Here is a 26,159-nt window from a genome sequence, read left to right on the forward strand (position 1 = left end):
ATTTATTAAAATCCAGTTCATGAACTTAGGTAAAATCACAAACACCCAATAAATTTATATTCCAAAATCAAATAAAAGACTGTTCTGTATATTTAATACCCACTTGATAATGATTTTCATTTGTATGTATTGTTAAATATGTGAATATTGTATAAATTTCGCATGATTTTTTGTTAAATTTAGTTAAACAATAGCAATGTATAAAAAAGTAATCCTAGGGTGCTTGTTGGGCTATATTCCTATTCTTGGCTTTGCATTAGAAGACGTTTCTCTCCCAGAAGTAATTCGACAAGATCAACGCTTAAATGAATTAAAGAAACAACTTCTTGATCAAGATCCACAAATCGCACCGCAACAGAAACAATCTATTCGTTATACGATACAAGATATTGTTGTAGAAGAAACTCCTTGCTTTCCGATTAAGCAGGTCACACTGTCAATAAAAAATAATCTTGACCAACAGTACCAAGTTGATGATTTTTCTTACTTAATAAAAACTCTAAACAATCATAAAAAGGGAGTAGTCGGTAAATGCATAGGTACTCAAAGTCTTCAAAATCTCGTTCGCTATTCCCAAAATGAATTGATGAAACGGGGAATGATTACTAGTCAAATTACAGCTTTACCTCAAGATTTGAATACTGGCCTTTTAGAACTACAACTAGAACTTGGTCGATTGCATAAAATTATTAGAGCAAATGAACAACCCTCAAAATTAGAACTTAATAGCGCATTGCCGTTTAAAGAAAATGATGTCCTCAATTTACGACAATTAGATCAAGGTTTAGAAAATCTAAAACGTACCACAAACCGCACTTTAGATATTCAAATTATTCCAGCCTCAACTGAAGAGCAGACAGAACTCAATGGCTATAGTGATTTACTGATAAAGGCAGAGCCATTGAAAAAGCTCAACTTTAATATTGGTGTAGATGACTCGGGTAGTGAGACTACTGGAAAATATATTGGAAATATTGGTGTTGGCCTAAATAGCCCATTTCATCTCAATGATGCTTTTAATCTGAATTTTAGTCATTCTTTGGATGATTTTAAAAAGAATAAGAACCAGAACTATTTTATTAGTTATCAAGTTCCGATCCGCAATTATGAATTAAATGCCAGTTTTAACCAATCAGAATATGACCAATATGTGGCAGGTTATAACTCACCAATTCTTTATAGTGGTAAAACGCAGCAGAGTAATTTGACGCTATCACATCTTTTAAGTCGTGGAAGCCATTATAAGACTAGTCTTTATGGAAAAGCCTATCATAAGCGTAGCCAGAACTTTATTGAAAATATTGAAGTCGAGGTACAACGTCGTCAAACCTCAGGCTGGAATATTGGATTACAACATCGTCAATATTTTGGCGTCGCCTCATTAGATTTTGGTCTGGATTACCGTCATGGTACAGGGGCTCTTAATGCAAAACCTGCAGCAGAAGAGCAAATTCGAGATATCTATGGCAACTTACGTCCTTCCGAAGGTTATGCACGGGCCGCTCTTTGGAGTGCAGACCTTCGCTTAAATTATCCCTTCCAAATTTTAGATTATCCAGTGCAATACCGTTTGAGCTGGAAAGGTCAATACGCGCCAAAAATCCTAGTTCCACAAGATCGTTTCTATATTGGTGGCAGATATAGCGTAAGAGGATTTGATGGAGACATCATGCTTTCTGGTGATAACGGACACTACCTACAGCAAGAGATGAGCTTTAACTCCTCAATCCCCAATACACAGTTTTATTTCGGCATTGACCAAGGTTGGGTCAATGGCCGAAACAGCATTCCTGACAATAGACATCTACTTGGCACTGTCTTTGGATTAAGAAGTTATTACCAAGGTATTTATTTAGATGCTTTTGCAGGTCATGGGCTCATTGCGCCCAAAAATCTAGATAAGGATTGGGTAACAGGCTTTAGCCTGAGTTACTCATACTAAGTTATTAGATTTACTTATTTATTTAAACTCTCACTTTCGAATGTAGCTGAACAGAAATGAACAAAAACCGTTACCGTATTATCTATAACAAAGCTCGTCAAATGTTTATGGCTGTAGCTGAAAATGCAAAAAGCCAAACAAAAACTTCGGGGCAATCGACAAGTACTGTTACCGAAACAACAGATCAAGCATTTCATCAACTTTGGCATGTAAAAGCTTTAGTGGCGAGTATGAGCCTGTGGATGCCACTTTCAACAGTTTATGCAGGAATGGTTGCTGATCTAGGAGCGAATGCCGCGAATCGTCCAGTGATTGGAGTTGGACAAAATACGCAAAAACAAAATGTACCTGTGATTAATATCCAAACACCAAATGCGAGTGGTGTATCACATAATATTTATAAAGAGTTCGATGTTCCAACACAAGGAGCTGTGCTTAACAATAGCCGAGCTGGGGCTGCTTCGAGCATTGTCGGTAGTGTGGGGGCCAATCCATATCTTCAGAAAGGTGAAGCACGTGTCATCCTTAATGAGGTGAACTCAGCAATTGCCTCAAAATTCGAAGGAAATCTAGAAATCGCGGGTCAGCGAGCTGATCTTATCATTGCAAACCCTGCTGGAATCAATATTAAAGGTGGAGGTTTTATTAATGCAAATAAAGCCATTCTTACTACCGGGAAACCGCAATTTAATGCAGATGGATCAATTAAAGAGTTCATCGTCGATCAAGGTAAAATCACGATTTCAGCAAATGCTGGTTCCAATCTTGGCTTAGGTGGTACAGCAAATAACAATGCAAACTATGTTGATATTTATACCCGTGCATTAGAACTTAATGCACAAGTCCATGCCAACAATGATATTCAGGTTATTACAGGTGCCAATACCATTAGTGCTGACTTAACGAAAGTTGAAGCTAAAACATCGACTGCCGCAGCACCAAGCATTGCAATTGATGTCAAAGCTTTAGGTGGTATGTACGCCAATAACATTTATTTGATGGGAACTGAAAGAGGTTTAGGTGTAAATAACGCAGGAACATTACAAGCCGTAAATAATCTTGTAGTGACTAGCGCTGGAAAAATTGAGCATAGCGGAACAATCAGTTCAACCAGTAAAACTCAAAGCCTAGTGAATATCAGTACGACGAATACAGGTGCCGCAGGGGATATTAATTCTTCTGGTATTATTAATAGCTATGGTGTTTTAAGTATTGATGCTGGCAATGACATCAATGTTAATGCAAAAGATATTACGTTGAATTATGAGGGCGTTTCGTCTTCACCTTTAATTCTGAGTGCCAAAGGCAATCTCAATTTAGCAGCTGGAACAAAAGTTGCTAATTTAGGTGCCTTAGGTGATTTGTATATCGATGCTAAAAATATCAATTTAGATGCTGATACTGAGCTTCGAAGTAACCGAGGTTCAGCGGTAATACAAGCCAATAATAGCCTTATCTCAAATAAAGCTGGTTTTGTTGCAGCCAAAGATCTAACGCTTAGTGGCAACACGAATTTAAAACTTACAGATACCCGACTACATGCATCAACGGGTGATATCTATTTACAATCTACTTCAAAAGACAATGATAGCAATGATATTAATGTCCAAGGCGGTTCTGTTTATGCAGCTAAAGGATTAACTGTCTATTCAGATAAAGACGCGATCATAAATAATCTTAACTTTCTGAAGAAAGCGAATAGTACACAAGCACAAGTGAACAGTATTAATGTCTATGCAGGTAATAACCTGAACTTTAGTACGACGAACCAGGAATTTCCTTATACCAGTGGCAAGATCCAGTTAGGTGCTGGCAATCAGTTGACATTAGAAGGGAAAGACCAAAACTCTAAGTTGTCTGGAGGTGGTGGACTCAAACTTTCTGGAAAGAACATCACCACCAAGAATATTTATATGACGGGCTCTGGGGCGTATGGTGTTGATATTGTCAGTGATGGAGGAGATATCCTCCTTGATCAAGGAAGTCGACTCTGGGGTAATACTGGGGACATTAATATTAATGCCTTAAATGGAAATATTACTGCAAATAGTCTGAAAGCATCAACCGGGGGCAAAATTGCGATACTTGCAAATAAAAATATTGAGCTGAATTCTTTGCAAAAAGCTGCAACACCCGTAGCTGGAAAAAATACTTTAACGACTGATAAAAGTGTAATTGGTGGTCAGAAAGGCATTACGATCGGATCAATTGGTGAGGGTAATGTTAAGGTTAATGCTACTGACTTAACTGCTCAACAAGGTGAAATTCAGCTTACCAGCCAGAATGGTCTTACTCTCGATAAGAATGTAGATGTCATTCTAAAAAATGATACCTTAAGCAATAGTAACGTAACCAATGTTTTAAGTGGACAAGCAATTTCGATTGATAATAATAAATCTAATATAAGTATTGAAAATACAAGGTTAACTACAACAACTGGTGGGCTCGTAGTCAGTAGCAAAACGGGTATGACTACATTAAAAGACAGTGTCTTGACTTCTAAAGGCAATACAGAGCTCCATGCAAAAGATTTACTCACCTTGCAAGGCGTAACGGCTACTTCAGATCAACACTTAGCAGTGAACTCAGGTCGTACAGTCTATATTAATGCAGAGTACACACCTTCCACGGTATGGATCCCGAATAAAGTCACCAACTTAACTTCTAAAGGCGTGACTTCTGTAACAGCGACAGGTAATCAAGTTCTACAAAATGCCAATATCACAGGTGGTGCTGTATTAATGGAGGCAGGTGGTTTTATTCTTGGTCAAACAGGAATGAACTATAATGCGACAGGCAATGATCTACTAAAAAATGATGCAAAACTGAATAGCTTAAATGGTGACTTGAGTATTCAAACAGGTAGTGATCTTACGATTGATCCAACAAAGCACAAATTAACAGCGGTTGGAGATATAGATTTAGTTTCGAAAAAAGGAAACTTAATTCTAAAAGGATACGGTGGCACTGCTGGCAATGGCTCAGAAAAAGTTGTCTCTTTAAATACGGTAAATGGTGGAATCAATTTACAAGGCAATAAGGTTGAGTTACAAGGTTCACAATTAACTTCGAATAAAAGTATTAATATAGTTTCTAATAATAGTGATCTAGTAATTGATGGTGTAAAAAACAAATTTACTAACTTGTTGTCAAATCAAGTTATAACCAATTTAAATGATACAAAAAATTCCTTTAATATTAGATTGCAAAAATTATTAAGTAATTCAGATTATATACAGAAAAAAAATAAGGCTAGAATAGAGTTGGATAAAGCAATAGATGTATTAAAACAAATGGCCGATGAATGGTTTCCAATGGGCGGTGAATTTTATATGGAATGTCCTAGATATGATTTATGTGGAAAAGAAGTTGATTTAGTAAATAACTTACAAGATAAATATGATGTTATAACTCAGCCAGAGACCAGTTTGTATGCCAAGATTGAAGAAATTGATGAAGAAATAAAGACATTTAGTATCAATAGGTTTTCTGGATATGAGCATTCAGAAAGCTCTTTAGACTCATTGTTAGGTGATGTGAATATTATTTCTTCAAAAGGAATTTTAGTTAGCGGAGGGAATATCACTTCAAGAGAGGGTAAAGTTAATATTGAAGCACGAGGTGTTTTAGATCAGATATATACAGCAACAGCTGAAGTTAATGGTAATAAAAAAAATCTAAATGCAAGTATTATTATGGATGGTCATAATAATTTCTATGATAAAGGTAATGAGAATGATGTAAATTATAGTTTTAAAACCTTAATTAATCCAACAATTATCAATGGGCCTAAAGGAGTCAATATACAAGCTATAGGTATAACTAAAAATGATAATTTAATTATGCAAGCAACAGGTGTGATTTCTAAAAATGGAGATGTAAGAATTGAAGCAAATCAAAATATTTTATTTGATGCAGCGGTAGAACAAAGCTATGATAGATCAACAACTACTGAAAAGAAAAGATCCTGGGGAGGTCTTAAGAAAAAATATATAACTACGAAGAATGAAAATAATGATGTTGATTCAGCTTCTGTGGATATTCAAGGTAAGAATATTTTTATAGAAAGTAAAATGAAAAATCCAAATAATAGTATTGATATATATTCCGGAAATTTCTCAGCTGATGGAGGGGAAATTTCTATACGTTCTGGTGGTAATCTTAATTTCTACACAGTTGAAGAATCTTCGAGTAGTAAAACAGATGTAACTAAAAAATCATCTTTTGCTGGAATAAAATATAATGATTCAAAAACAAGTGCGACACGCAATCAGATTTCTGAAATACCAGCAATATTAAAAGCAGATTATATTGGTACAAAATCTGGTTTTGATACTCGTTTAGTTGGAACGGAATTTGAATATTTAAAAGGTGCCACCATCGAAGCTGGTGGGACCTTATCTTTACTAGTAGCAAAACAAACGATTTCTGAGTTGACCAAAAATGAGAGTAATTCAGTTGTTTGGCAATCGATGCAAGATAAAGGTTCAATTACTGAAACTGCACAACTACCTAGCTTTAACGGTCCTTCGACTCCAGTTTTTAAAGCAGTTGGTGGTCTGATTGTTCAAATTCCTGTAGGGGAAAAAGATCAAAATAAAGTTCAACTGAAAGATGAGATTTTAAAACTTGCTAATCAACCCGGTAATCAATACCTAAAAGACTTTGTAAATAGGAATGATGTCGATTGGCAAAAAGTAATTCTCACCCAAAAAGACTGGGATTATAAGTCTCAAGGATTGACTGCGGCAGGCGCAGCAATTTTGGCGATTGTAATTGCTGCTGTATCAGGTGGGGCTGGAATTGGAGCTTTATTAGGAACAAGTGGAACAATCACTAATGCTGCTTTACTAAGCTTAACAACTCAAGCTTCTATCAGCTTGGTAAATAATGGCGGAGATATTACTCAGACCCTGAAAGATCTCGGAAGTAAAGAGTCGGTAAAAAGTTTAGCTGCAACAGTGGTCACTGCTGGCTTAATGAGTCAATTAGGCTCAACTTTAAATTTGAAACCTGATAGTGCATTACTTACAGATCGTCTAATTAATAACTTTACAAGTTCAGTCGGCTCTACATTAGTGCAAACAGCTATAAATGGTGGAAACTTAGAAGATAATTTGAAAGTTGCTTTATTGTCTGGTTTAGCTGGAACTTTACAGGGAGAAATGGCAAATAACATTAAAGGTTTAGAAGATGTCAATTATATTGCCCATAAATTGGCCCATGCATTAGCGGGTTGTATTGCTGGTGCAATACAAAAGCAATGTGAAGCAGGAGCGATCGGTGGGGCTGTGGGCGAAATTGTTGCTAGTTTAAGTCCTCCCTCCAATGGTTTGTTATATACAGAAGAAGAAAAACAAAAAATCCTATTAGTTGGGCAACTGACATCAGGAGTTATTGCTGCTTATGCTGGATATGATGTAAGTGCTGCATCTAATTCTGCAAATATTGCACTCACAAACAACGCATTCAATGAAAAGAAAGTTAAGCAGTTATTAGAGCAAGCAAAAGGATATCTGGGGGAAAAAGGAGGAGAAGCATTAGATGCTGTTAGTAGAGGTATTGCTAAAGGCGATATAAAAGCGTTAAAAAATGCTCAAACTCAGATAGCAGAATACTTATTAAAAAAAGCAGATTCTGGTGGGCTATCGCAAGCTGAAATGGTTACATTTGGTACCTTATATGCATTGAATGAAGCTTTATTTCCAACAAATATTCTAGATGTCATACCTGGTGCAGGGAAGGCCGTTGGAAAAGGTAATGATCTATTAAAAGGAATTAGAGCTACTGCACCAGTTTCAGCAGCGTCAGCTACTGCAAGATTAGGTTTACGAGAAGACTTAGCAAAATTGGCAAATATCCCTCGGAATATTGACAGTCAACCAGCAAATATATGGGGTAAAAGTCTTCAAGATATTAAATATTCATTTGAAATGGATGGTGCAGTACTTACACTAGTACCTCCTAAATCAGGGACCTCAGGTTTAGCACAAGTCTATAAAGTTGAAAAGAGTGCAACAGGTATCAAAGAAATTGAATATCATCCTGGTGGTGGGCAACACTCCAAAAGCGGAGACATGTATTATAAAATGGTTATGAACGATGGAACACAAATTAGAATCATTGATCCTAATAGTTCTTTTAAACCAGGTACTATTGCGTCAAATCAGATTTATCTGAATCAAAACGGGCAAAAATTGAAATATCAAAGTGGCAAATGGGAAATTTGGAAATGAAGAATTTAACCCCTGATCTATATGCGCCAATTATCCCAAATAAAGGTGCTGCTGGGCTTAGTTTAGGAATGCAATATGCTGATTTCCTGAAGCAAACTGGACATCTATTTATTGATGATTATCTTGAAGAATCTATATTTGATAATGTTTGGAGGGTTTATGAACAAAAAGAATTCAATGAAATCACCCAGATCCAGTATAACTTTAACTATTGTTATTGGAATGATTCAGTAGTGTTGGTATTTAATGGAAATAGTTCTGAGTTAGAATCTATCCAATTGTATTCTGGCTATAAAGGTGCACTTTTTGAAGAATTTCATATTGGTGATAAATTAAGTAAAATTCATGAGAAATTCAATTTTTACTTTTACGCTGATGTTCACTATCTCATAGATGATAACGTTTATATTGACAGTGATGAAGATCCTGCTCTAATTGAAGGAGTAGCATTGAAAACAGACTATTTAATAGAATACTCAAGTACTTACTCTGATCATGTAGTCGAGCAAATAAATGTTTTCAAGGCTTAACATTTAAAAATTTTATCAAGGCCTTCAATATGTTTGAGGGCCTTTCAATAAAAATTGCATTGTTACTTATATGCCTAGATTTCTTAACCTTGACTAAAAGCAGGTTGAGCTTTAATATATATCAGAAATAATGAATAAAGTGACAGGTGTTATTTACTGCACTTATGTTTACCTAAAACTTAGTTCATGATAAGAAAATAAATATTTATAAATAAAAATAATGGTTTATATGAATTTATTACTATTTAAATTTTTAATACTTCATGAACTTAGCCAGTTCAATATTTTTCAGCGCTAAGAAAGATAAGTTTCTAAGCCTAGGGGGCACATTTCTTTATAGAAATGAGGTGGTTTGTCAATGATTAGAGGTCTTCTGCTACTACTAAGACTGTAATTAGATCATCTTTAGATTGAATTTTTTGAACTGGGATATTATCAAATACTATATGAGTGAATCTACTCTAGATTATCATCAATTTTAGCAGAGCATTAGCAATACATAACTCACTGTATTAGTTATGGAATAACCTATTCGTAATTAAGCTTATTGATGCTTTATCTAACAGAAGTATAAGAAAACAGATTGGAATATCAGTTCATTATTTATAAATAATTTAGAATTTTTTGTTTTTATATATGCATATGAAAATTAAATATTTATAAGAATTAATTATTTTTAATATTCTAAGGGAGTTTCGATCAAATGGTAAAAAATAAGGCTAAATCTGAGCTTTTTTGGTGCATTTTTGGTATGTTTTTGTGCGTTTTTTTACTCGAATTTTGTAAATAATACATTTTTATATTTGGCATATTTAATGCATAGGTGATTAAAGGTTAAATAAGGTGGGGTGCGCTTTTGGATAAATCATATAAAAAAATATTTCTCTTAACTGCAGTAATATGTTTATTTTCTGGTTGTACCCGTGATCCCATTAAAGAGCTTTTAAAAAACACTGATGGAATACCACAACAAGAAAAAGATAGAACCATTAATTGGTACAAGACAAAGCCAGAATTAAGCAAAGAAATAAGAAGTACTTGTGATCTCGATACTACAAAATACTTTCAAAGAGATGATTGTATAAATGCTAAAGCAGCTTTGAACCTTATCTTGATCGAGTCCAATACTGACTTAAGCAATAACATCAGGCTTAGTCGTGATCGCAAATATATTAATGAATTATCAAATAAATAACATCAAAGTGATAGAGATATGATGAATTTAATTAAATCAAAGTTGTTAATTTTCTTATATATTTTTTTTAGTATCCTATATATTTTTCCACAGCCTAGTTTTGCCGATGATATGTATACAGTAGATAGAGAGTCCGTTGTTTCATATGATCCGAATATAAAATCATGTACAGCAGGTTATAATCTTCTCTCAGGTCAGGTTAATTTTAATAAAAATTTGATCTCAGGAGCACTTCCTTACAGCCTTTCCTATCGCAGAGCGACACGGCATCAAACAATAGATCAAGAAAATTCAATAGGTGCAGACTCTTGGTCTGATAATTATGATGGGTTTGTCAATGTTTTTTATGGTACTTATCGTACCCGAGGTGGATATTATATTCGAGTTACAAATTATGTAATTAAATTACCAAATGATAGCCATCGGTATTATTTTAAAAATGGGCCTACAGGCTTTACGGAAATTGGTTATCCAGAACCTGATCTTCGCGAGAAAAACCGTGCGTTATATCGGCTATATACTTCTTCAGAGCTGGAGGCATCAAGCCTCCCAGGTGAAGGAATGGTTGGTGGTTATGCTTCTAAAGATTTTGGTGAAATTCAATTTAATATTGGATCTAACTCTATGACCGTTGTTCGGGCTGGTGTTGTTTATAGTGCTACAGTTTCTAAATCTATTAATAATGAACTTTTATTTAGATTCAATAAAATTACATATCCAAATGGGAATACGCTAAATTTAAATTATGATGCACAGCTTAACTTAGTACAAGTATCAGATAACAAAAATAATAATTTATCTTTAATTCGTAATGGTTCTCAAATTACTTCTGTAAGCCTTAATAGTGGGACTCAAGGTGATATTCAAAAATATGATTTCTCCTATTCATCAGTACAAGCTGGCACAACAAATTATCCTCAACTTACGCAAATAAAAAATGCTAAGAATGGTAGAAAAGAAAACTATGCATATGATTCGGCCTTATCATTATCTCATTATGCAACAGCATTAGATAATAATGTTGCTAATCCTGAAGTTGCTGCCCAACGCCCAATATTAAAATCAGTCACAGATAATTCTAATCAAATTCAGCAGACGTGGAAAGTTGAGCATCCAAGTGTTGTTGTAATAACTAGTGGGATTTATAAAATAATTTCTTCGGTAAAGGTTATTTTACAATCAAACGTTGGTAGTAGCGGAAGCAAAGTATTGAATACTACGACTACTTATGATGATGTACAAAATGCAAGTAAGATTTCAATGTTTTTTTCTCCTGACGGTAGTCAATCGGCAAGCACTACTATTAATACATCACATCCTGATTATAAAAAGACAATTATTGATGTTGCAGGATTCCCTTGTTTAACTACACGAGATAATCGACCTATTAAGACTGTTGTGTATGCACCAAGTGAAATCCATCCAACACAAATTACAGATCAAAATGGTAATACTACAGCTTATGCTTTTGATGGATTGAATCGTATTTTGCAGATAGTTGAAGCATCTGCTTCAAGTATTAGTAGAACAACAAATTATATTTATGGTGTATTGTCGAATGGCACAGAGAATATATTTAATATCCCCACAACCATTAGAAATTCTAATTTTACAATAACAAATGAAGTAAACGAGAAAGGGCAAGTAGTAAAACAAAGCCAATCATCGAATCAGGCACAGAGTACGACGAGGGTAACAACATATACATATTTTAGTGATTCGACAAAGCCTAATAATGGCTTATTAAGTAGCGAGGATGGTCCGCGTGCTGGTACTTTGGATAAAATAAACTATAGCTATGATAACTATGGTAATTTGGCGACAGTTTTTAGCACCATTAACGGTGCTCAAAGGACAGAACAATATGTTGGATATAATTCATTTGGGCAGCCTGAACGAATTGTCTATCCAAATGGTATGGTTGAAAAATACGACTACAATCTCGATGGTAGCTTGAGTAGAGTTGTTCTAGGAACCGGTTCCACTACAGGAACCATCACAGGTAAAACAGTTTCTTATGATTATGATGCACTCGGGCAACTTACAAGCACTGTAAATGAGGATGGTGAAAAGACAAGTTTTTATTACGATAGCTTAGGCCGTATGATTAAAAGGATTTATGCGGATGGTAGTGTCAATATAAAAACCTATTTCAATAATAACACTCTTAATAGTGATGAGTTAAAAGATAGCTCTTCTGCTACAGTATTTAAAGGTTTGTATCAGACATTAGATGTAAATGGGCGAGTCAATAAAGTACAAGTTGGAACCGACGCTACGTCAAACTGGAAAACACTAAGTTATGATGCAAATGGTAATGTAGTTCAAACAAAGACCGCACAAGGAATTACCGAGAACTGGGCTTATGATGCACTGAATCGTAATATCAGTCATACAGATGGCGCAGGAAATACGGATACTAAAAGCTATGATGCGTTAGATAATCTAACGACATCGCTTGATGCATTATCATCTGGAACAAATCCGTATCTTTATCGTAATGGGAATGTGCTGGTTCAAGAAAGTAATAAGGACTATGGTACAAAGAGCTATAGCTATAATGAAGCCGATCAGCTAATTCAGAGTACATATGGTAATCGAAAATGTAGTTTTTCAAATATAGATGAAATTGGGCGAAATAAAAGTATTCAATGCCAAAATAGTAGCTCTAGCACACCTGATATGTTGAGTTATGATGATACATATACTTTTGACTCAAGCCGCTATAGTCGATTAGATAAAATAACAACCAATAAACCTTATGGAGTTGATAATAGTTATACCTATGATTTATACGATCGCATCATTAGCAAAAGCCAGTCAAACAAAGCTTTAACCACATTTGGCACTAACACAAATACTTTATCAAACACTTATACATGGAGTCTTGGCGACAAACTCACTGGTATAACTTTACCTTCCGGACGTAAGCTTGCTTATAGTTATGACAACACATCAAAAGGACAGCTCACAGGTTTAACTTTAGATGGGACTGCTTTATTAAGTAACATTGGTTATGACTTAAGTGGTCAAATGACGGGCTGGACATGGGGAAGTAATGCTGGCAGTTATACATGGGCTTATAGTTCAGCTAAAAATGGTGCGATTAATCAGATTAGTAATAAAAATAGTAGTGGAACGATTACGTATGGCCTCAATTATAGCTTTGATCGTGATGGACGTATTACAAGTATTAAGCGAAACAATAATTTAACTGATAATTTTAGCTATGATTCACAACAACGTATACTGTCAGAAAGTCGAAGTAATGGTGCAAGCTCTGTCTACGTAATCACCTATACCTATGATAAGAATGGAAATCGCTTGACTCTACGAGCTTCAGGCGATCACCTACAACCTGTTGCAACTGTTGATTATGGCTATACAGGTAACAAACTTACCTCACTGTCCAAAAATGGAGTAGCTCAGACAGTTAATTACACTGCAAACGCAGAGCTATATCTTGGTTCAATTGTTCCAAGTTACGATTATGCTGGGCGACGTCGAGGTGAAGGGACTTCTACAAACATTAGTCGTTATATGAGTTATAACGCCAATGATGAGCGAACTTTAAGTGGTGTAACAAGTTCATGGATAAATACAGCAGTTCAATTCACTTATGATGAAAAAGGTCATTTACTTGGTGAGTATACAGCGGCAGGAATTCCGCTAATCGAATATATTTGGTTAGGAGATAAACCAGTTGCAGCAGTGTATGGAAGTGGGTCGGCGACTAAGATTTATCATATCGTCACCGATGTTCAAAATACCCCACGTCGATTGATTGATAGTAGTAATAGTAATGTTGTGTGGAGCTGGGATAGTACTGCTTTTGGTCTCGGAAATCCTGTAGGTAATATCACATTCAATCTACGTTTTCCTGGACAGTATTATGATGCTACTACTGGTCAATTTTATAACCATAACCGCTTCTATAACCCTGAGTTAGGTCGATATATGGAGCCAGATCCGATTGGTTTAGCTGGTGGCTTAAACCCATATGCTTATGCCTTGAATAATCCTGTCATGTATGTTGATATGACAGGTGAGAATCCAATTTTAATTGCAATGGGGGTCGGTGCTGTAATTGGAGGCGTATTTTATACGGGAGAAACAGTCTTAAACGCAGTGTACCAAGGATATAAAAATGACGAGAGTATGTTGGATAATTTTTCAAACTCATTCTCTATTAAAAAGTTAGGGCAGCAAATGGTTGTGGGGGCAGTTTTTGGTGGTATTGGTAAAGCTGCTTTTCTTGCAGCAGATGTACATGTTATTAGCAATGCTGTACCTACTGCAATCCCTCAAGGTACATCTGTTATAAAACAGTGGGGGCTAAAAGGTTTAAATGCGGTCAAAAATATGGCGCAAAGTACTAAAGTTAATAAGATGAGAGAAGTAACAACCCCTGCTGGAATCGTTTTAACAGGTAATATGCTTGTAGGGAAAAAAACTACGAATTTAATATTAAATGATATTAATGAGCGGAATTCATCGCGCAGATATGAGGGGGGCGTATCTAATGGTAGTGCAGGAGTAAATCAAGGCTCTGATTATTTAGGTTTTAAGGGTTATCAAGATAATGGATACCGTGCTGGATACGTCGATATGTATATTAATGGTTCATATAGCGGTACAGGCATAACAATCTATTTTAATTCTGGTGGTAGTCTTCAGCTGGGTTGTTCTTATATGTGTCGTCTACCAATATAAGTTAATCAAATTTGAGTGTGTAAAAGCACACTCAAATTCTTAAGAGGGTCTTATGTCTATATTCAGTTTTGGTATTTTTTTTATAACTTCTTTAATGCTTGGTTATCTTTTGTATCGAAAAAAATGGAAGCTCAGATATTTAGCATTAATCTGCTTCATATTTGTATTTTCATTTGTATGGATATCTCTGTCATTATTATTTTATTTAGATGGCCGAGATGTACAGTTTATTTTGGATGGGAGATTGTCTTTAAATTCACGCGCAATAGATTTAATATTTGCAGCAAGTGCTCTTTCATTTCTATCAACACTGCTACTTATTACGGTGGTATGGGCTACCCGGCATAAGATTTTTTAATTACTTGAGGGAGAATTTTTTAATGATAGGATGTCCATAATAAGTTCTGGTGTTTTTTTATATTTTTATTTATTTTTGGATATTTTTTACATAAGACAAATTGAAAGTTACGGTACCTGACACCACTTTTTTTTGTTATTTTTTTCTATCATTATTTATTTTATCAATTCTTTTTCCTAAAGACTGGATGAATTCAACTTTTTTCAGTAGAAGGACCTAATCAGTTAGCAAGATGTAAGCTGGTCTTAATATAAAATTGGTATTTTTTACATTCATATCCTTTAGGTATAAGAACCTTGACTAAGTGTTTGCTTATGTCTAATCTATATCAGAAATAATGAATAAAATCCCAGGTGTTATTTGCTGAACTTCTGTTTACCTAAAGTTTGATTCATAAGAATCTATGAATTTATATTGATTAAATTAAGTAATTTAGAGGTATAAAGTTATAAAAACTAAAAGATTCATCATTATTCAAAGCATAATTTTGGATCGTAAGCTTTAAATTTAAATAAAATATAAACCTTTGTTTTATTTTAAAAAATAATTTCCTCAATTACCTAAACGTAAAGCATCAACCAGTAGTCGAAATAAGGGGGAAGATTCACGACGACTTGGGTAGTACATATAGTAGCCTGAATAACTCATATCCCAGTCTTCTAGTATTCTGACAAAATTTCCTTTTTCTATTTCTGTTTCAACCATCATCTTGGGTAGCCATACTACTCCAAGTCCATCTAGTCCTGCTTTAAGTTGTAATCTCGCATGGCTGACGACCATGGAGCATTCCGGAGATATAGTTTGAACTTCTGGATTCAGTTTTGAGTTTTTAAATTCCCATGATTGAATGCGTTCATGGCTAGGTAAGCGTAGTCCAATACATCGATGCTGATGTAGTTCATCAGGTGTTTGTGGTGTCCCATAAGTCTCTAAATAATGAGGTGAGGCGACAGTCATCATTTCTAGTTCATCACTGATCTTAACCGAAATCATGTCTTTATGGACATTTTCCCCTAATCGAATACCAATGTCATAGCGATCTTTAACAATATCTGCAAAGGCATAATCCATAGTCAATTCAAGCTGAATATTGGGATGATCATGAGAAAATTTGGATAACTTATCCCATAATAAAAAGTTAAAGCTGATTTCAGTTCCATTAATTCTTAATCGCCCACGAGGTGAATCTCTAAATTCGTTGAGGTTATAGAGTTTTTGTTCAATACCCGTAATGAGTGGGGCAATATCATTCAGAAGCTGTTCTCCCTCTTGAGTGGTAGAAACACTTCGAGTCGTTCGATTGAGTAATTTAACTCCAAGACGTTGTTCCAGCATTTTGAGGGTATAACTCAGGGCTGATTGTGAAACTCCCAACTGTCCCGCGGCCTTGGTAAAACTGCCAGTTTGGGCGACTACGATAAACGTTTTTAAGTCATCTAAATTCTCAGACATCATTTACCTCAAAATACGATTATTTTGTTAATCGGATGTAATTAATCAAAAATCAATATAAATGTAATCGAAATTGCCTAACTAATACATCGTTAATTGTCGAGGTATAGTTATTTTTTAACCGATGTTCTGCATGTACGTGGTGAGAGATAGCAATGAAAACACTTCGATTAAACAATGATATTGAAATGCCCCTCGCTGGTTTTGGTGTCTTCCAGATGAACGACCCTGTGGAGTGTGAACAGGCAGTCTTACATGCGATTGATGCAGGCTACCGATTGATTGATACCGCAGCCTCTTACCAGAATGAAACTCAGGTCGGTAATGCACTTCGCCAAAGCCAGATTGCACGTGAAGAATTATTCGTGACCACCAAATTATGGTTACAGGATGCCAGTTATGAGGGTGCGAAAGCTCAATTTGAGCGTTCACTAAACCGTTTACAACTGGATTATCTTGACCTGTATCTGATTCACCAACCGATTGGTGATGTACATGGGGCATGGCGAGCAATGGAAGAGCTGTATGCCGCAGGTAAAATCCGTGTTATTGGGGTCAGTAATTTTCATCCTGATCGTTTAGCTGATCTGATGGCATTTAATCAGGTCAAACCCGCGGTGAATCAGGTTGAAGTGAATCCATTTAACCAGCAACTCCATGCCGTACCGTGGATGCAGTCCCGCGATATTCAACCAGAAGCTTGGGCACCTTTTGCAGAAGGACGAAATAATTTATTCAGCCAGCCTGTACTGATTGAGATTGGCAAGAAATACGGTAAATCCGTTGGACAGGTTGTACTACGCTGGTTACTGCAACGCAATGTTGTGTCCTTAGCTAAATCAGTACGTCAAGAACGTTTGCAGGAAAATATTGATATTTTTGATTTTGAGCTGTCGATTGAGGACATGACTCAAATCACAGCAATGGATACCGCCACCAGTTCCTTTTTCTCGCATCGTGACCCCGCCATGATTGAGTGGTTGGCTGGTCGAAAAATGGATGTCTAAACTTAAAATTCAGGAGCGAACATGAAAATTCTACAAACTGTTTTAATGTCGGCAGCCATTACGACTTCAAGTGCGGGTTTTGCTGCAGACAAAAAAGAAAATCCTTTTGGCTTGGTATATGGCGGTGCGCTTACTGAGAATGTCAAAGGTCAGGTCAATATTCACCCTGTCAGCTATAAACTGAATGGGCTGGATATTGTTGCCAATGTCTACACACCTGCCAATTATGACCCAAATAAAAAATATCCTGCGGTGGTGGTAGCGCATCCAAATGGCGGTGTTAAGGAACAGGTTGCAGGCTTATATGCCCAACGTCTGGCTGAACAGGGATATATCACCATTACTGCTGATGCTGCCTATCAGGGTGGTAGTAGTGGTCAGCCTCGCAGTGTTGATAAACCTGCAAACCGTATTGAAGATGTGCATGGCATGGCGGACTTTATTACCCAATATGCTGGAGTAGATAATAACCGTTTAGGCTTACTTGGCATTTGTGGCGGTGGTGGCTACTCATTGGCAGCGGCAGAAACAGACAAACGTTTTAAAGTGGTAGCTACGCTCAGTATGTTCAATTCTGGACGAGTGCGTCGTAATGGTTTTGCCGATTCGCAACTGGATACTATTCAACAGCGTTTAAAACAAGCCACTGATGCTCGTGCTCAGGAAGTTTCAGGCGGCAAAGTTCTTTATGCGGGTGATGCCGATATGACTGATGAGCAAATTGCTGCATTGCCATTTGAGATGTATCGTCAGGGGTATGAATACTATTGGCGTACCCATGCCCATCCAAATTCAACCTTTAAATATACCATGAGCAGCTTGCTTGACCTGATGCGCTGGGATGCGACAGATCAAATCGAATTGATCAATCAGCCCTTACTCATGATTGCAGGCAGTAAGGCAGACAGTCTTTACATGACTGAAGATGCCTTTGCCAAAGCCACAGGCACAAAAGACAAAACCTTATTCAAAATTCCTAATGCTACCCATATTGAAACCTATTGGAAGCCTGAATATGTCAAACAGGCGATGGAGCAACTGACTGCATTTTATGGCAAGCACCTGAAATAGAGATTGCTGGTCTGGATGATGGGCAATGATTGAATGGCTTTTTTTGAATCATTGCCCTATTTTTATTTTTTAACAGGGATAATAAAAATATGACGAGAAATCAAATTAATGCAGTTCTCATGATGAGTGCTATCTCTGGAACAGTTTTGGCAGAAGATAAAATGGAACAGCAGATTACTCGGGCAGAACAGCTAGACATCCAATCTGCCCCATCCAGTAATTTTTCTGGCAAGGCAAACTTTGCCCGTTACCCAGTGATGCCCTCGCAAGGTGATGTTGCACCTGCCATTGTCAATTTTGAAGTAGGTACGATCACCAACTGGCATACCCATCCACACGGTCAATACCTGATTGTGACAGAAGGTGAGGGACGTACTCAGGAATGGGGTAAACCCATCCAGACCATTCATAAAGGCGATACCATCTGGTGTCCGCCCAATGTCAAACACTGGCACGGGGCAAGTGAGCATAGTGCGATGTCGCATATTGCCATTACTCCTGTGGCAACCGATGGCAAGAGCGTGACATGGCTGGAAAAAATGGATTTACCTACACAAGCAAAATCTTTAAAAACACCTGAAAAGGCTGAAACAGTACAGCTCAGCATCAAACAATTAAGCTTAATCCCCATTGCTGCATTTACTGCAACAGGTGATCTGGAAAAACTAAAACCTGCTTTAATCAAGGGATTAGAAAATGGCTTAACGGTAAATGAAATCAAGCAAATGTTTGCCCATCAATATGCCTATGCGGGTTTTCCCCGAGCCTTAAATGGAGCATTGACCTTTAAAAGTCTGCTTGAGGAACGCCAAAAACAAGGCATCAAGGATATACAGGGCGCACTGCCAAGCACGTTACCACGTGGTACTGACTACTATCAACTCGGTATAGAACAGTTGGCTGATCTTAACAAGACCTCCATTAAGGAAAGTTCAAAACCACTGGTTGAAAACTTCTCACCCACAATGGATTACGCCTTAAAAGCCCATTTATTTGGCTATTTGTTTAGTCAGGACAACTTGTCGCCTCTGGAACGTGAAATTGTAGTGGTGAGTACATTGTCTGCCATGGGTGATGTCAATGCCCAACTGCGTTCTCATTTAAGAATTACCCGAAATCTGGGGGTGGATACTACCCAGATGCAAAAAATCATCAGCACCTTACAGCAGGCTGTTGGACGTGATCTGGCAAATAATGCACAGGATGTTTTACAACAGTTGTAATAGGAATAATGACAATGAATAAGCGCCTCAACATAAGATTTACAAATACCTTACTTTCAGTAGGAGTTGCGCTGACCATTTCAGCCTGTTCTACAACTCCGCATCAATCCACTGCTTTAAGTATTGCCCAGCAAGGCAACTTTGCCGCAGGAGGGAAAGTCATTCAAAGTGCGGGACAGTTTGATGATAAACAACTATTTAATCCGCAAGGTCAAACCCTGCATGGTGACCATGCTTCGGTGTTTTATCAAATCCCTGAACATGCCCGTCCTTATCCATTGGTATTCCTGCATGGTGCGGGACAATCAGCGAAAACATGGGGAACCACACCTGATGGTCGTGAGGGATTCCAAACACTTTTCCTACGCCAGCATTTCCCAGTGTATGTGGTCGACCAACCACGTCGGGGACAGGCGGGACAATCGACTGTGTCAGCGGAAGTGCCAGCCACCACCAATGATCAGGCATGGTTCAATATGTTTCGTTTAGGACAGTATCCTAACTTATTTAAGGGAGTACAGTTTTCACAAGACTCAACCGCTTTAAACCAGTATTTCCGTCAAATGACACCGAATACAGGGGCCTATGATGAGCAGGTGATTAGTGATGCGATGGTTGAAGTCCTGAAAAAATCAGGTGATGCGGTACTGATTACCCATTCACAGGGCGGAGGGCCAGGTTGGTGGACAGCAATAAAATCAAATCAGGTCAAAGGCATCGTTGCTTATGAACCTGGCAGTGGTTTTGTCTTTCCTGAAAATGAACTGCCTGAACCTATGCCAAGTGCAACAGGGACATTGTCACCAACCCCAGTCAAAATAGCAGAGTTTCAGAAGCTGACCAGAATGCCAATCATTATCTACTATGGCGATAATATTCCTACTGAGAAAAATGACTATGCAGGACAGCAAAATGCGGGACAGGACAATTGGCGTGTACGCCTGAAAATGGCACAGTTATGGGTGGATAAAATCAATCAGCATGGGGGAAAAGCCCAGTTGGTGCATTTGCCTGATATTGGGGTTTACGGTAATACCCATTTTCCATTTTCTGATTTAAACAATCAGCAGATCGCAGAACTACTTTCGCAATGGTTGCATAAAAATAAACTGGATTAAGGAGGATGGACGATGCTTATCAGTATCCGTTTTATTCTATTGTTTATTTGTGCAATTGGCTTGATGGGATGTCCAAGCGCGGAAAATTCACAGACAGCGCAGAACATGGCTCCCTCACCAAATCCACCCGTTAATACAGACAATCCGAAAGCCCTGATTGTTTATCTGTCTCGGACTAGAAATACTGAAGCACTTGCCAAGATGGTTCAGGAAAAAGTCGGTGGGGACTTGGTGGCTTTAGAGTTGCAGACACCTTATCCTGAAAATTATCAAGCAATTGTTAGGCAAGTCGATCAGGAAAATCAGAATGGTTATTTACCGCCATTAAAAACCCGAATCGAAAATATTGGGCAATATGATTCCATCTTTGTTGGCTTTCCAACATGGGACATGCAGCTGCCACCACCGATTAAAAGTTTTCTCAATCAATATGAAGCTGATCTAAATGGCAAGATGATTGTGCCATTCAATAACAATGCGGGCTATGGCATGGGACAAAGTCTTGCCCAGTTCAACCAGTACTGTCGCGGATGCCAAATCATACAGAGTATTGAGCTACGAGGTGGTATTGAACGGGACGGAATTCTATTTGTTATGGAAGGTGAACGGGCCAACCAAGCCAAAAATACAATCGCACAATGGTTGCAAGACTTGTCGCTAAATAATCCTGTCATTCAACAGCTCCTGAAAAACCATGCAACAAACTAAGTTATCCTTTAAACATGATCAATCGAGTCTCTAAAATGCCTGTTTCCCCCACACACACTCAAAATCCTGATACTGCATTGAACACTTCAAGCTGGTTTTTTATGGGGATTTTGGGTGCATTAATGGCATTCACTTCACTCTCAACCGATATTTATTTACCTGCAATGCCTCAAATGGCACAAGAGTTAAATGGAAATGTTGAGCTAACAGTCACAGGATTTTTGGCTGGGTTTGCATTGGCACAGTTGATCTGGGGGCCAATGAGCGATCGCATTGGACGAAAAATTCCTTTATTTATAGGCATGATTCTTTTTGTGATTGGTTCAATTGGTTGTGCGTTGTCTCAATCCATTGAGCAAATTGTATTTTGGCGTGTGTTTCAAGCTCTAGGAGCATGTACTGGTCCAATGCTTGGACGTGCCATGATTCGTGATCTTTATGGTCGAACCCAAGCTGCGCAAATGCTTTCAACATTGATGGTGATTATGGCAATTGCACCAATTGCAGGACCACTCTTGGGAGGGCAGATCATTAAATTCAGTACATGGCATAGCATTTTCTGGTTGCTGGCAAGTATTGGCGGACTAATGTTTTTAACACTGTTCTTTTTACCTGAAACACATCCAGTGGAGAAGCGTACTAAGGCATCAGTGATGAATACCTTTGCCAATTACCGTCAGTTATTGGGTAATTTGCAGTTTATGCGTTATACCTTGTGTGTCACTTTCTTTTACGTTGCTGCCTTTACTTTTATTGTGGGTTCACCCTTTGTTTATATTTCTTTCTATGGCGTGGATGCCCAACATTATGGTTGGCTGTTTGCATTGAATATTGTGGGAGTGATGGGACTCAGTTTTATTAATCGTAACTTGGTTAAACGGTTTAGCCTTGATCATTTACTTAAATCTACTACTGCAATTGCTACTGTGGCGTTAATTATTCTCTGCATTTTATTTTACGAACAGGTTGGTGGAATCTATAGCATCATTGCAATGGTTTTTATCTTCTTTTCAATGAACGGCATGATTGCTGCTAATTCAACCGCAGCCGCATTGGATGGTGTACCAGAAATGGCAGGTTCAGCATCTGCCTTGATTGGTTCATTACAGTATGGTAGTGGCATTATTTCTTCGCTTTTACTCGCTTGGCTTTCAACTGGTACACCACAGACCATGATTGTGATTATGACCATTTTCACAGTGTTGAGTACCAGTATGATTTTTATCATACAACCTTTGAAAGATAGCAGTTAAGTTTTGAAATAAGTCATAAGGATAGGAAGAGGAAACACTCCCTTATATTTTTTGGGAAGGATAAGAACTTTGTTTAAGGAATGAGACATCTACGAAAACTTATTTAACTGAAGCAAACATAAAAGTGCATTTATCTAAGAAAATTTAGAACAGGGGTATTTAATACCCCTGATCATGGCAATATTGTCTGTAAGCGGGACCGTTGCATAGCTCCAACGCAAGTACATTTTCATACTGATTAAATCCGAATGCAGCTTGGTTTAACTGGATCGTTCTTCTCGCACCAATTAATGCATTACTAAGACTTTGTGTTGTAAGTGAGCCTTCAATGCTGTTGTGAAAACGTGAAATAGTTTTAGCAGCAGATTGTTTATATCTTTCCAATAGGTCAAGGTTGCGAAAATGGTTTTCAATAATATTAAACAAATATGATGGCAAATAATTGTTTGAATTGTTTAAATAATATCGAACTTTAAAAGTACCATTTATATATTCTACATTTACAAATAGAAACTGAATTTTAGGTAATTGATGTAAGTAAGGATTTAAAAACTCGAATACACCATTAGTCATCCATTTTGTTGATTTTTTACCATTGCACTGAGAACATGCGGGTACTAGATTTTTAGGATGAACACAAAATTCTGGGTAATCATTTTTTGGCATAATATGATCTAACGTATTTACGCTATTTATTGTGCAGTATTGGCAGGTATGATCTTCACAATTATTTGCTCGTGAAACTATGGCATTTTTTAATAATGTGAATTGCTTCTGATCATATTGATATAGTTTTAATACATCAGATTTCTCATCGTCAGTAAAAGTAACACTCGCATTTACGATGTGTAAGGAATTTAATGAAAATGCATCATCGTATTCCTCAAATGCAGGCAACATTTTTCGAGATAAGGGGACTATTCTATGTTTATATAAAGGAGGAGTTTCATCCTTAAGTTTTTTCTTAGACTGAACAACTTTAGTTAAGAAATCTTTACTGTCAATATTGTATGGAGTTAAGTTAATCATATTAATTCTTCACCATAGAATTTAATAATACAGTGAGATTCAAGCTTAATGGAATGTTGTCTGTTTTAATTAGATTTATAATGTGATCATAACTGTAGCCTTTATTAACTAAAAGTTGCAACTGATTTTGAAATTGTGAAGTTGTATCTCTGGCTCCGAAAATATCATCCGTTATTTTAGATAAATTTTCGCCGAATGTTTCAATTGAAGGGTGCTTGGCACTTAAAACATCATTTTCATTTCTAACGACATAAACATTTTTAGAAAAAATGCCCTGCACAATAATTGGAGAATGAGTGGCGATGATACAATAAGATTTGAATTTTTTAACTAATAAGTGGATACTATTAATTAGCTGAGAAATAGCATTCGGGTGTAAATGTGTTTCAGGTTCATCGAATATAATTAGTGAATCATAACGAATGTTCGCTAATATTTCCGTTAGAATGAAAACAAAAATTGACTGCCCAGAGCTAAACTTATCCAAAGAATTGTTGAATTTACTGATATTTAATACATACTGGTCCTCTAATTCATCCAATGTTTTCCAATCATCGATTGTGTGCTTTGAAAAGAAATTTTCAACGATTTCACACCAATTGTCGAATCTTTTATTATCTTGAACTCTTTTAATAGATTTAAAAAATCTATTCTTTAAGTCTGTTTTGTTTAGTGTATATTCTTCATTATTTTTTTTGTTTCTTAAGCCACAATACAAATAATTAATTTTTGATGAGCTTTCAGGAATTTCAAAATTATCAAAAATACTATAAGAAACAGCAATAACCTTACTGAAAAGTGGTATTTTTGGAGAAAAATTATCTAATACTTGGTTAGCCAAATCTATAGGTAGTTTGGAAACCAATTGGGTTTTACCAACACCATTTTCTCCAATAAGGGCATAAACCCTGTTAGGGAGGTCACGATTATCATCGAAATTAAAAGGTATTTTTATAGGGTCAATATTGTCTGAATAACTAGGTTTGTAGATATACTCAAAAGAATAAAGATTACTTAGATCATAGTTATCAACAATATAACGAGCTTGACGCATTAATTGCTCTTGACCATCAAATCTGATTAAACTTTTTTTGAAATCATAAGCATTTTCAAAGTTTTCACTTATTTGTGGGAAAAAAGCGACATCATTAAAAGCTTTTAAAATTGTCAGATAATGGTTCCCGAAAAAACTCTTGATCTTATTGTAGTAGTCAATTCCCTCTCCAAGTGAACAATATTCTTGACCTAATTTTATTAATTCATCTGGCAGGCTCACTGTTGTACTTTTAGAGTCATTTGATATTATTTTTAATAAACCTAAATTTATGTGTTGACCTTGATATTGAACTGACAATTCAAATTGGTTTTTGCTATTGTAATCATCCCAATCGGTAGGATTAAGCAAGATGTAAGTAGAGTATTTTTTATTTAGTTTTTCTACAATATCATTATCTTTTTCCTTATTAACAAAAATTGGGGTGGTATTATCAACAACATCTTTAAACCGATTATCAACATCTAGAGTATCCAATTCAAATATTGAGATACCATATTCGTTAATATTTCTTAATCGATATTCAAGCGAGTGGTTGTTAAGAATTGGGTTTAAGGTGTAATAGAAAAACTTTACTTCTTCTTCTGTATCATTCACAGTAGGCGATACAACGAGGTTGAGAAGTTTGAAAAAGTTTTCATCAGAATTGGTGAAATCGTATTTATCGAGGAATATTTCCTCTAGTGTCCAATCACTATTGATTACGTAGTGCTTTTCCAAGTCTTGTCTTGCATTTGTGAATCTTGTGTCCGTAGAGCCTAAAGCTCGCAAATTTAAAATTGAATCAAAAAAAGTTAAAGGATCAATTTTGTTGAATAACTTTTCTTCTTGTTGAGCAAGAAGTCTTAAGATTTCTATTTTTATATTCTTAGCAAGCTGTAAATTTTTCATACTTTTCCAAAGTTATTCAGTTTGAGCTCAAAAGATTATTTTTCAATAATTCGGTTCGTAAATAATTGTCATAATACATTAAGTTTAACAAATCATGCTAGTAATCTACCATCCAATTTTTCAGTCATATTTCTTATAAATATGTGATTACTAGACAAAAGCTCATCCCACATATCAAGACAATTCCCTAGGTTTTCATCATCTTTATCATTTTCTGCTTGATCATATAGTTGTTGAATGACTCTCGTGATAGCATCTGTATCCATACGGCTTACTAATTCTTGAGTCTTTAACTTAAGAATATTCTGAATCATGATAATAATAAGGTCACTAAATTGAGCCATATTCATAGAACTTTCTTCTATTGAGTGTAAAACAT

Annotated in this window: 15 protein-coding genes; 11 read left to right on the forward strand and 4 right to left on the reverse strand. The window is 36.4% G+C overall.

The genetic code is table 11. The annotated features are described in order from the left end of the window. Positions 1-196: 196 nt before the first annotated feature. The 5 genes from GBI66_RS18600 to GBI66_RS18620 all read left to right on the forward strand — a co-directional run bounded on the left by GBI66_RS18600 (position 197) and on the right by GBI66_RS18620 (position 14,616). Entirely contained in the window at positions 197-1,942 is a 1,746-nt protein-coding gene (locus tag GBI66_RS18600) for a ShlB/FhaC/HecB family hemolysin secretion/activation protein (protein WP_151717096.1), read from the forward strand. 56 nt (positions 1,943-1,998) lie between these two features. Next, on the forward strand, positions 1,999-8,178 hold the full coding sequence (locus GBI66_RS18605) for a DUF637 domain-containing protein (RefSeq protein WP_151717097.1): 6,180 nt from the start codon (positions 1,999-2,001) through the stop codon (positions 8,176-8,178). Beyond that, complete coding sequence (locus GBI66_RS18610; RefSeq protein ID WP_151717098.1) at positions 8,175-8,708, forward strand: hypothetical protein; 534 nt, start codon at positions 8,175-8,177, stop codon at positions 8,706-8,708. The genes GBI66_RS18605 and GBI66_RS18610 overlap by 4 nt, the downstream gene beginning before the upstream one ends. Before the next feature lie 856 nt (positions 8,709-9,564). Then, positions 9,565-9,903 carry a hypothetical protein gene (locus GBI66_RS18615; RefSeq protein ID WP_151717099.1) on the forward strand — a complete coding sequence of 113 codons (339 nt, stop codon included), beginning with the start codon at positions 9,565-9,567 and terminating at the stop codon, positions 9,901-9,903. An 18-nt stretch (positions 9,904-9,921) separates the two neighbouring features. Then, positions 9,922-14,616 carry an RHS repeat domain-containing protein gene (locus GBI66_RS18620; protein WP_151717100.1) on the forward strand — a complete coding sequence of 1,565 codons (4,695 nt, stop codon included), beginning with the start codon at positions 9,922-9,924 and terminating at the stop codon, positions 14,614-14,616. A gap of 910 nt (positions 14,617-15,526) precedes the next feature. Here GBI66_RS18620 and GBI66_RS18630 read toward each other — a convergent pair. After that, positions 15,527-16,426, reverse strand: a complete 900-nt coding sequence (locus GBI66_RS18630; RefSeq protein ID WP_151717102.1) for a LysR family transcriptional regulator — start codon at positions 16,424-16,426, stop codon at positions 15,527-15,529. A gap of 155 nt (positions 16,427-16,581) precedes the next feature. Here GBI66_RS18630 and GBI66_RS18635 point away from each other — a divergent pair, with 155 nt between their 5' ends. From GBI66_RS18635 to GBI66_RS18660, 6 genes are all read left to right on the forward strand, one after another. Continuing rightward, complete coding sequence (locus GBI66_RS18635; protein ID WP_151717103.1) at positions 16,582-17,433, forward strand: aldo/keto reductase; 852 nt, start codon at positions 16,582-16,584, stop codon at positions 17,431-17,433. Positions 17,434-17,454: 21 nt separating this feature from the next. Next, the gene (locus GBI66_RS18640; protein WP_151717104.1) at positions 17,455-18,504 is read left to right on the forward strand and encodes an alpha/beta hydrolase; all 1,050 of its coding nucleotides are present in this window, start codon (positions 17,455-17,457) and stop codon (positions 18,502-18,504) included. 89 nt (positions 18,505-18,593) lie between these two features. After that, entirely contained in the window at positions 18,594-19,727 is a 1,134-nt protein-coding gene (locus tag GBI66_RS18645; protein ID WP_151717105.1) for a carboxymuconolactone decarboxylase family protein, read from the forward strand. A 14-nt stretch (positions 19,728-19,741) separates the two neighbouring features. Beyond that, a complete protein-coding gene (locus GBI66_RS18650) occupies positions 19,742-20,845 on the forward strand; it encodes an alpha/beta fold hydrolase (RefSeq protein ID WP_151717106.1) in 1,104 nt (367 codons plus the stop codon). Positions 20,846-20,857: 12 nt separating this feature from the next. Beyond that, complete coding sequence (locus tag GBI66_RS18655; RefSeq protein WP_151717107.1) at positions 20,858-21,553, forward strand: flavodoxin; 696 nt, start codon at positions 20,858-20,860, stop codon at positions 21,551-21,553. A gap of 35 nt (positions 21,554-21,588) precedes the next feature. Continuing rightward, complete coding sequence (locus GBI66_RS18660) at positions 21,589-22,806, forward strand: multidrug effflux MFS transporter (protein WP_171494343.1); 1,218 nt, start codon at positions 21,589-21,591, stop codon at positions 22,804-22,806. A gap of 159 nt (positions 22,807-22,965) precedes the next feature. Here GBI66_RS18660 and GBI66_RS18665 read toward each other — a convergent pair whose 3' ends face one another. From GBI66_RS18665 to GBI66_RS18675, 3 genes are all read right to left on the reverse strand, one after another. Continuing rightward, complete coding sequence (locus tag GBI66_RS18665) at positions 22,966-23,835, reverse strand: HNH endonuclease (RefSeq protein ID WP_151717108.1); 870 nt, start codon at positions 23,833-23,835, stop codon at positions 22,966-22,968. A 1-nt stretch (position 23,836) separates the two neighbouring features. After that, entirely contained in the window at positions 23,837-25,780 is a 1,944-nt protein-coding gene (locus tag GBI66_RS18670; protein WP_151717109.1) for an AAA family ATPase, read from the reverse strand. A gap of 92 nt (positions 25,781-25,872) precedes the next feature. Continuing rightward, positions 25,873-26,159: hypothetical protein (locus tag GBI66_RS18675; protein ID WP_151717110.1), on the reverse strand; the 287-nt coding region annotated here is incomplete at its 5' end.

The sequence above is a fragment of the Acinetobacter sp. TUM15071 genome (assembly GCF_008980925.1).
GTDB lineage: Bacteria > Pseudomonadota > Gammaproteobacteria > Pseudomonadales > Moraxellaceae > Acinetobacter > Acinetobacter dispersus.

Excerpts from the sequence above, each read along its gene's own strand:
- GBI66_RS18610 (WP_151717098.1), top strand. The coding sequence starts at position 8,175 with ATGAAGAATTTAACCCCTGATCTATATGCGCCAATTATCCCAAATAAA.
- GBI66_RS18650 (WP_151717106.1), top strand. The coding sequence starts at position 19,742 with ATGAATAAGCGCCTCAACATAAGATTTACAAATACCTTACTTTCAGTA.
- GBI66_RS18660 (WP_171494343.1), top strand. The coding sequence starts at position 21,589 with ATGCCTGTTTCCCCCACACACACTCAAAATCCTGATACTGCATTGAAC.
- GBI66_RS18600 (WP_151717096.1), top strand. The coding sequence starts at position 197 with ATGTATAAAAAAGTAATCCTAGGGTGCTTGTTGGGCTATATTCCTATT.
- GBI66_RS18635 (WP_151717103.1), top strand. The coding sequence starts at position 16,582 with ATGAAAACACTTCGATTAAACAATGATATTGAAATGCCCCTCGCTGGT.
- GBI66_RS18645 (WP_151717105.1), top strand. The coding sequence starts at position 18,594 with ATGACGAGAAATCAAATTAATGCAGTTCTCATGATGAGTGCTATCTCT.
- GBI66_RS18620 (WP_151717100.1), top strand. The coding sequence starts at position 9,922 with ATGATGAATTTAATTAAATCAAAGTTGTTAATTTTCTTATATATTTTT.
- GBI66_RS18630 (WP_151717102.1), bottom strand. The coding sequence starts at position 16,426 with ATGTCTGAGAATTTAGATGACTTAAAAACGTTTATCGTAGTCGCCCAA.
- GBI66_RS18640 (WP_151717104.1), top strand. The coding sequence starts at position 17,455 with ATGAAAATTCTACAAACTGTTTTAATGTCGGCAGCCATTACGACTTCA.
- GBI66_RS18670 (WP_151717109.1), bottom strand. The coding sequence starts at position 25,780 with ATGAAAAATTTACAGCTTGCTAAGAATATAAAAATAGAAATCTTAAGA.
- GBI66_RS18605 (WP_151717097.1), top strand. The coding sequence starts at position 1,999 with ATGAACAAAAACCGTTACCGTATTATCTATAACAAAGCTCGTCAAATG.
- GBI66_RS18665 (WP_151717108.1), bottom strand. The coding sequence starts at position 23,835 with ATGATTAACTTAACTCCATACAATATTGACAGTAAAGATTTCTTAACT.
- GBI66_RS18655 (WP_151717107.1), top strand. The coding sequence starts at position 20,858 with ATGCTTATCAGTATCCGTTTTATTCTATTGTTTATTTGTGCAATTGGC.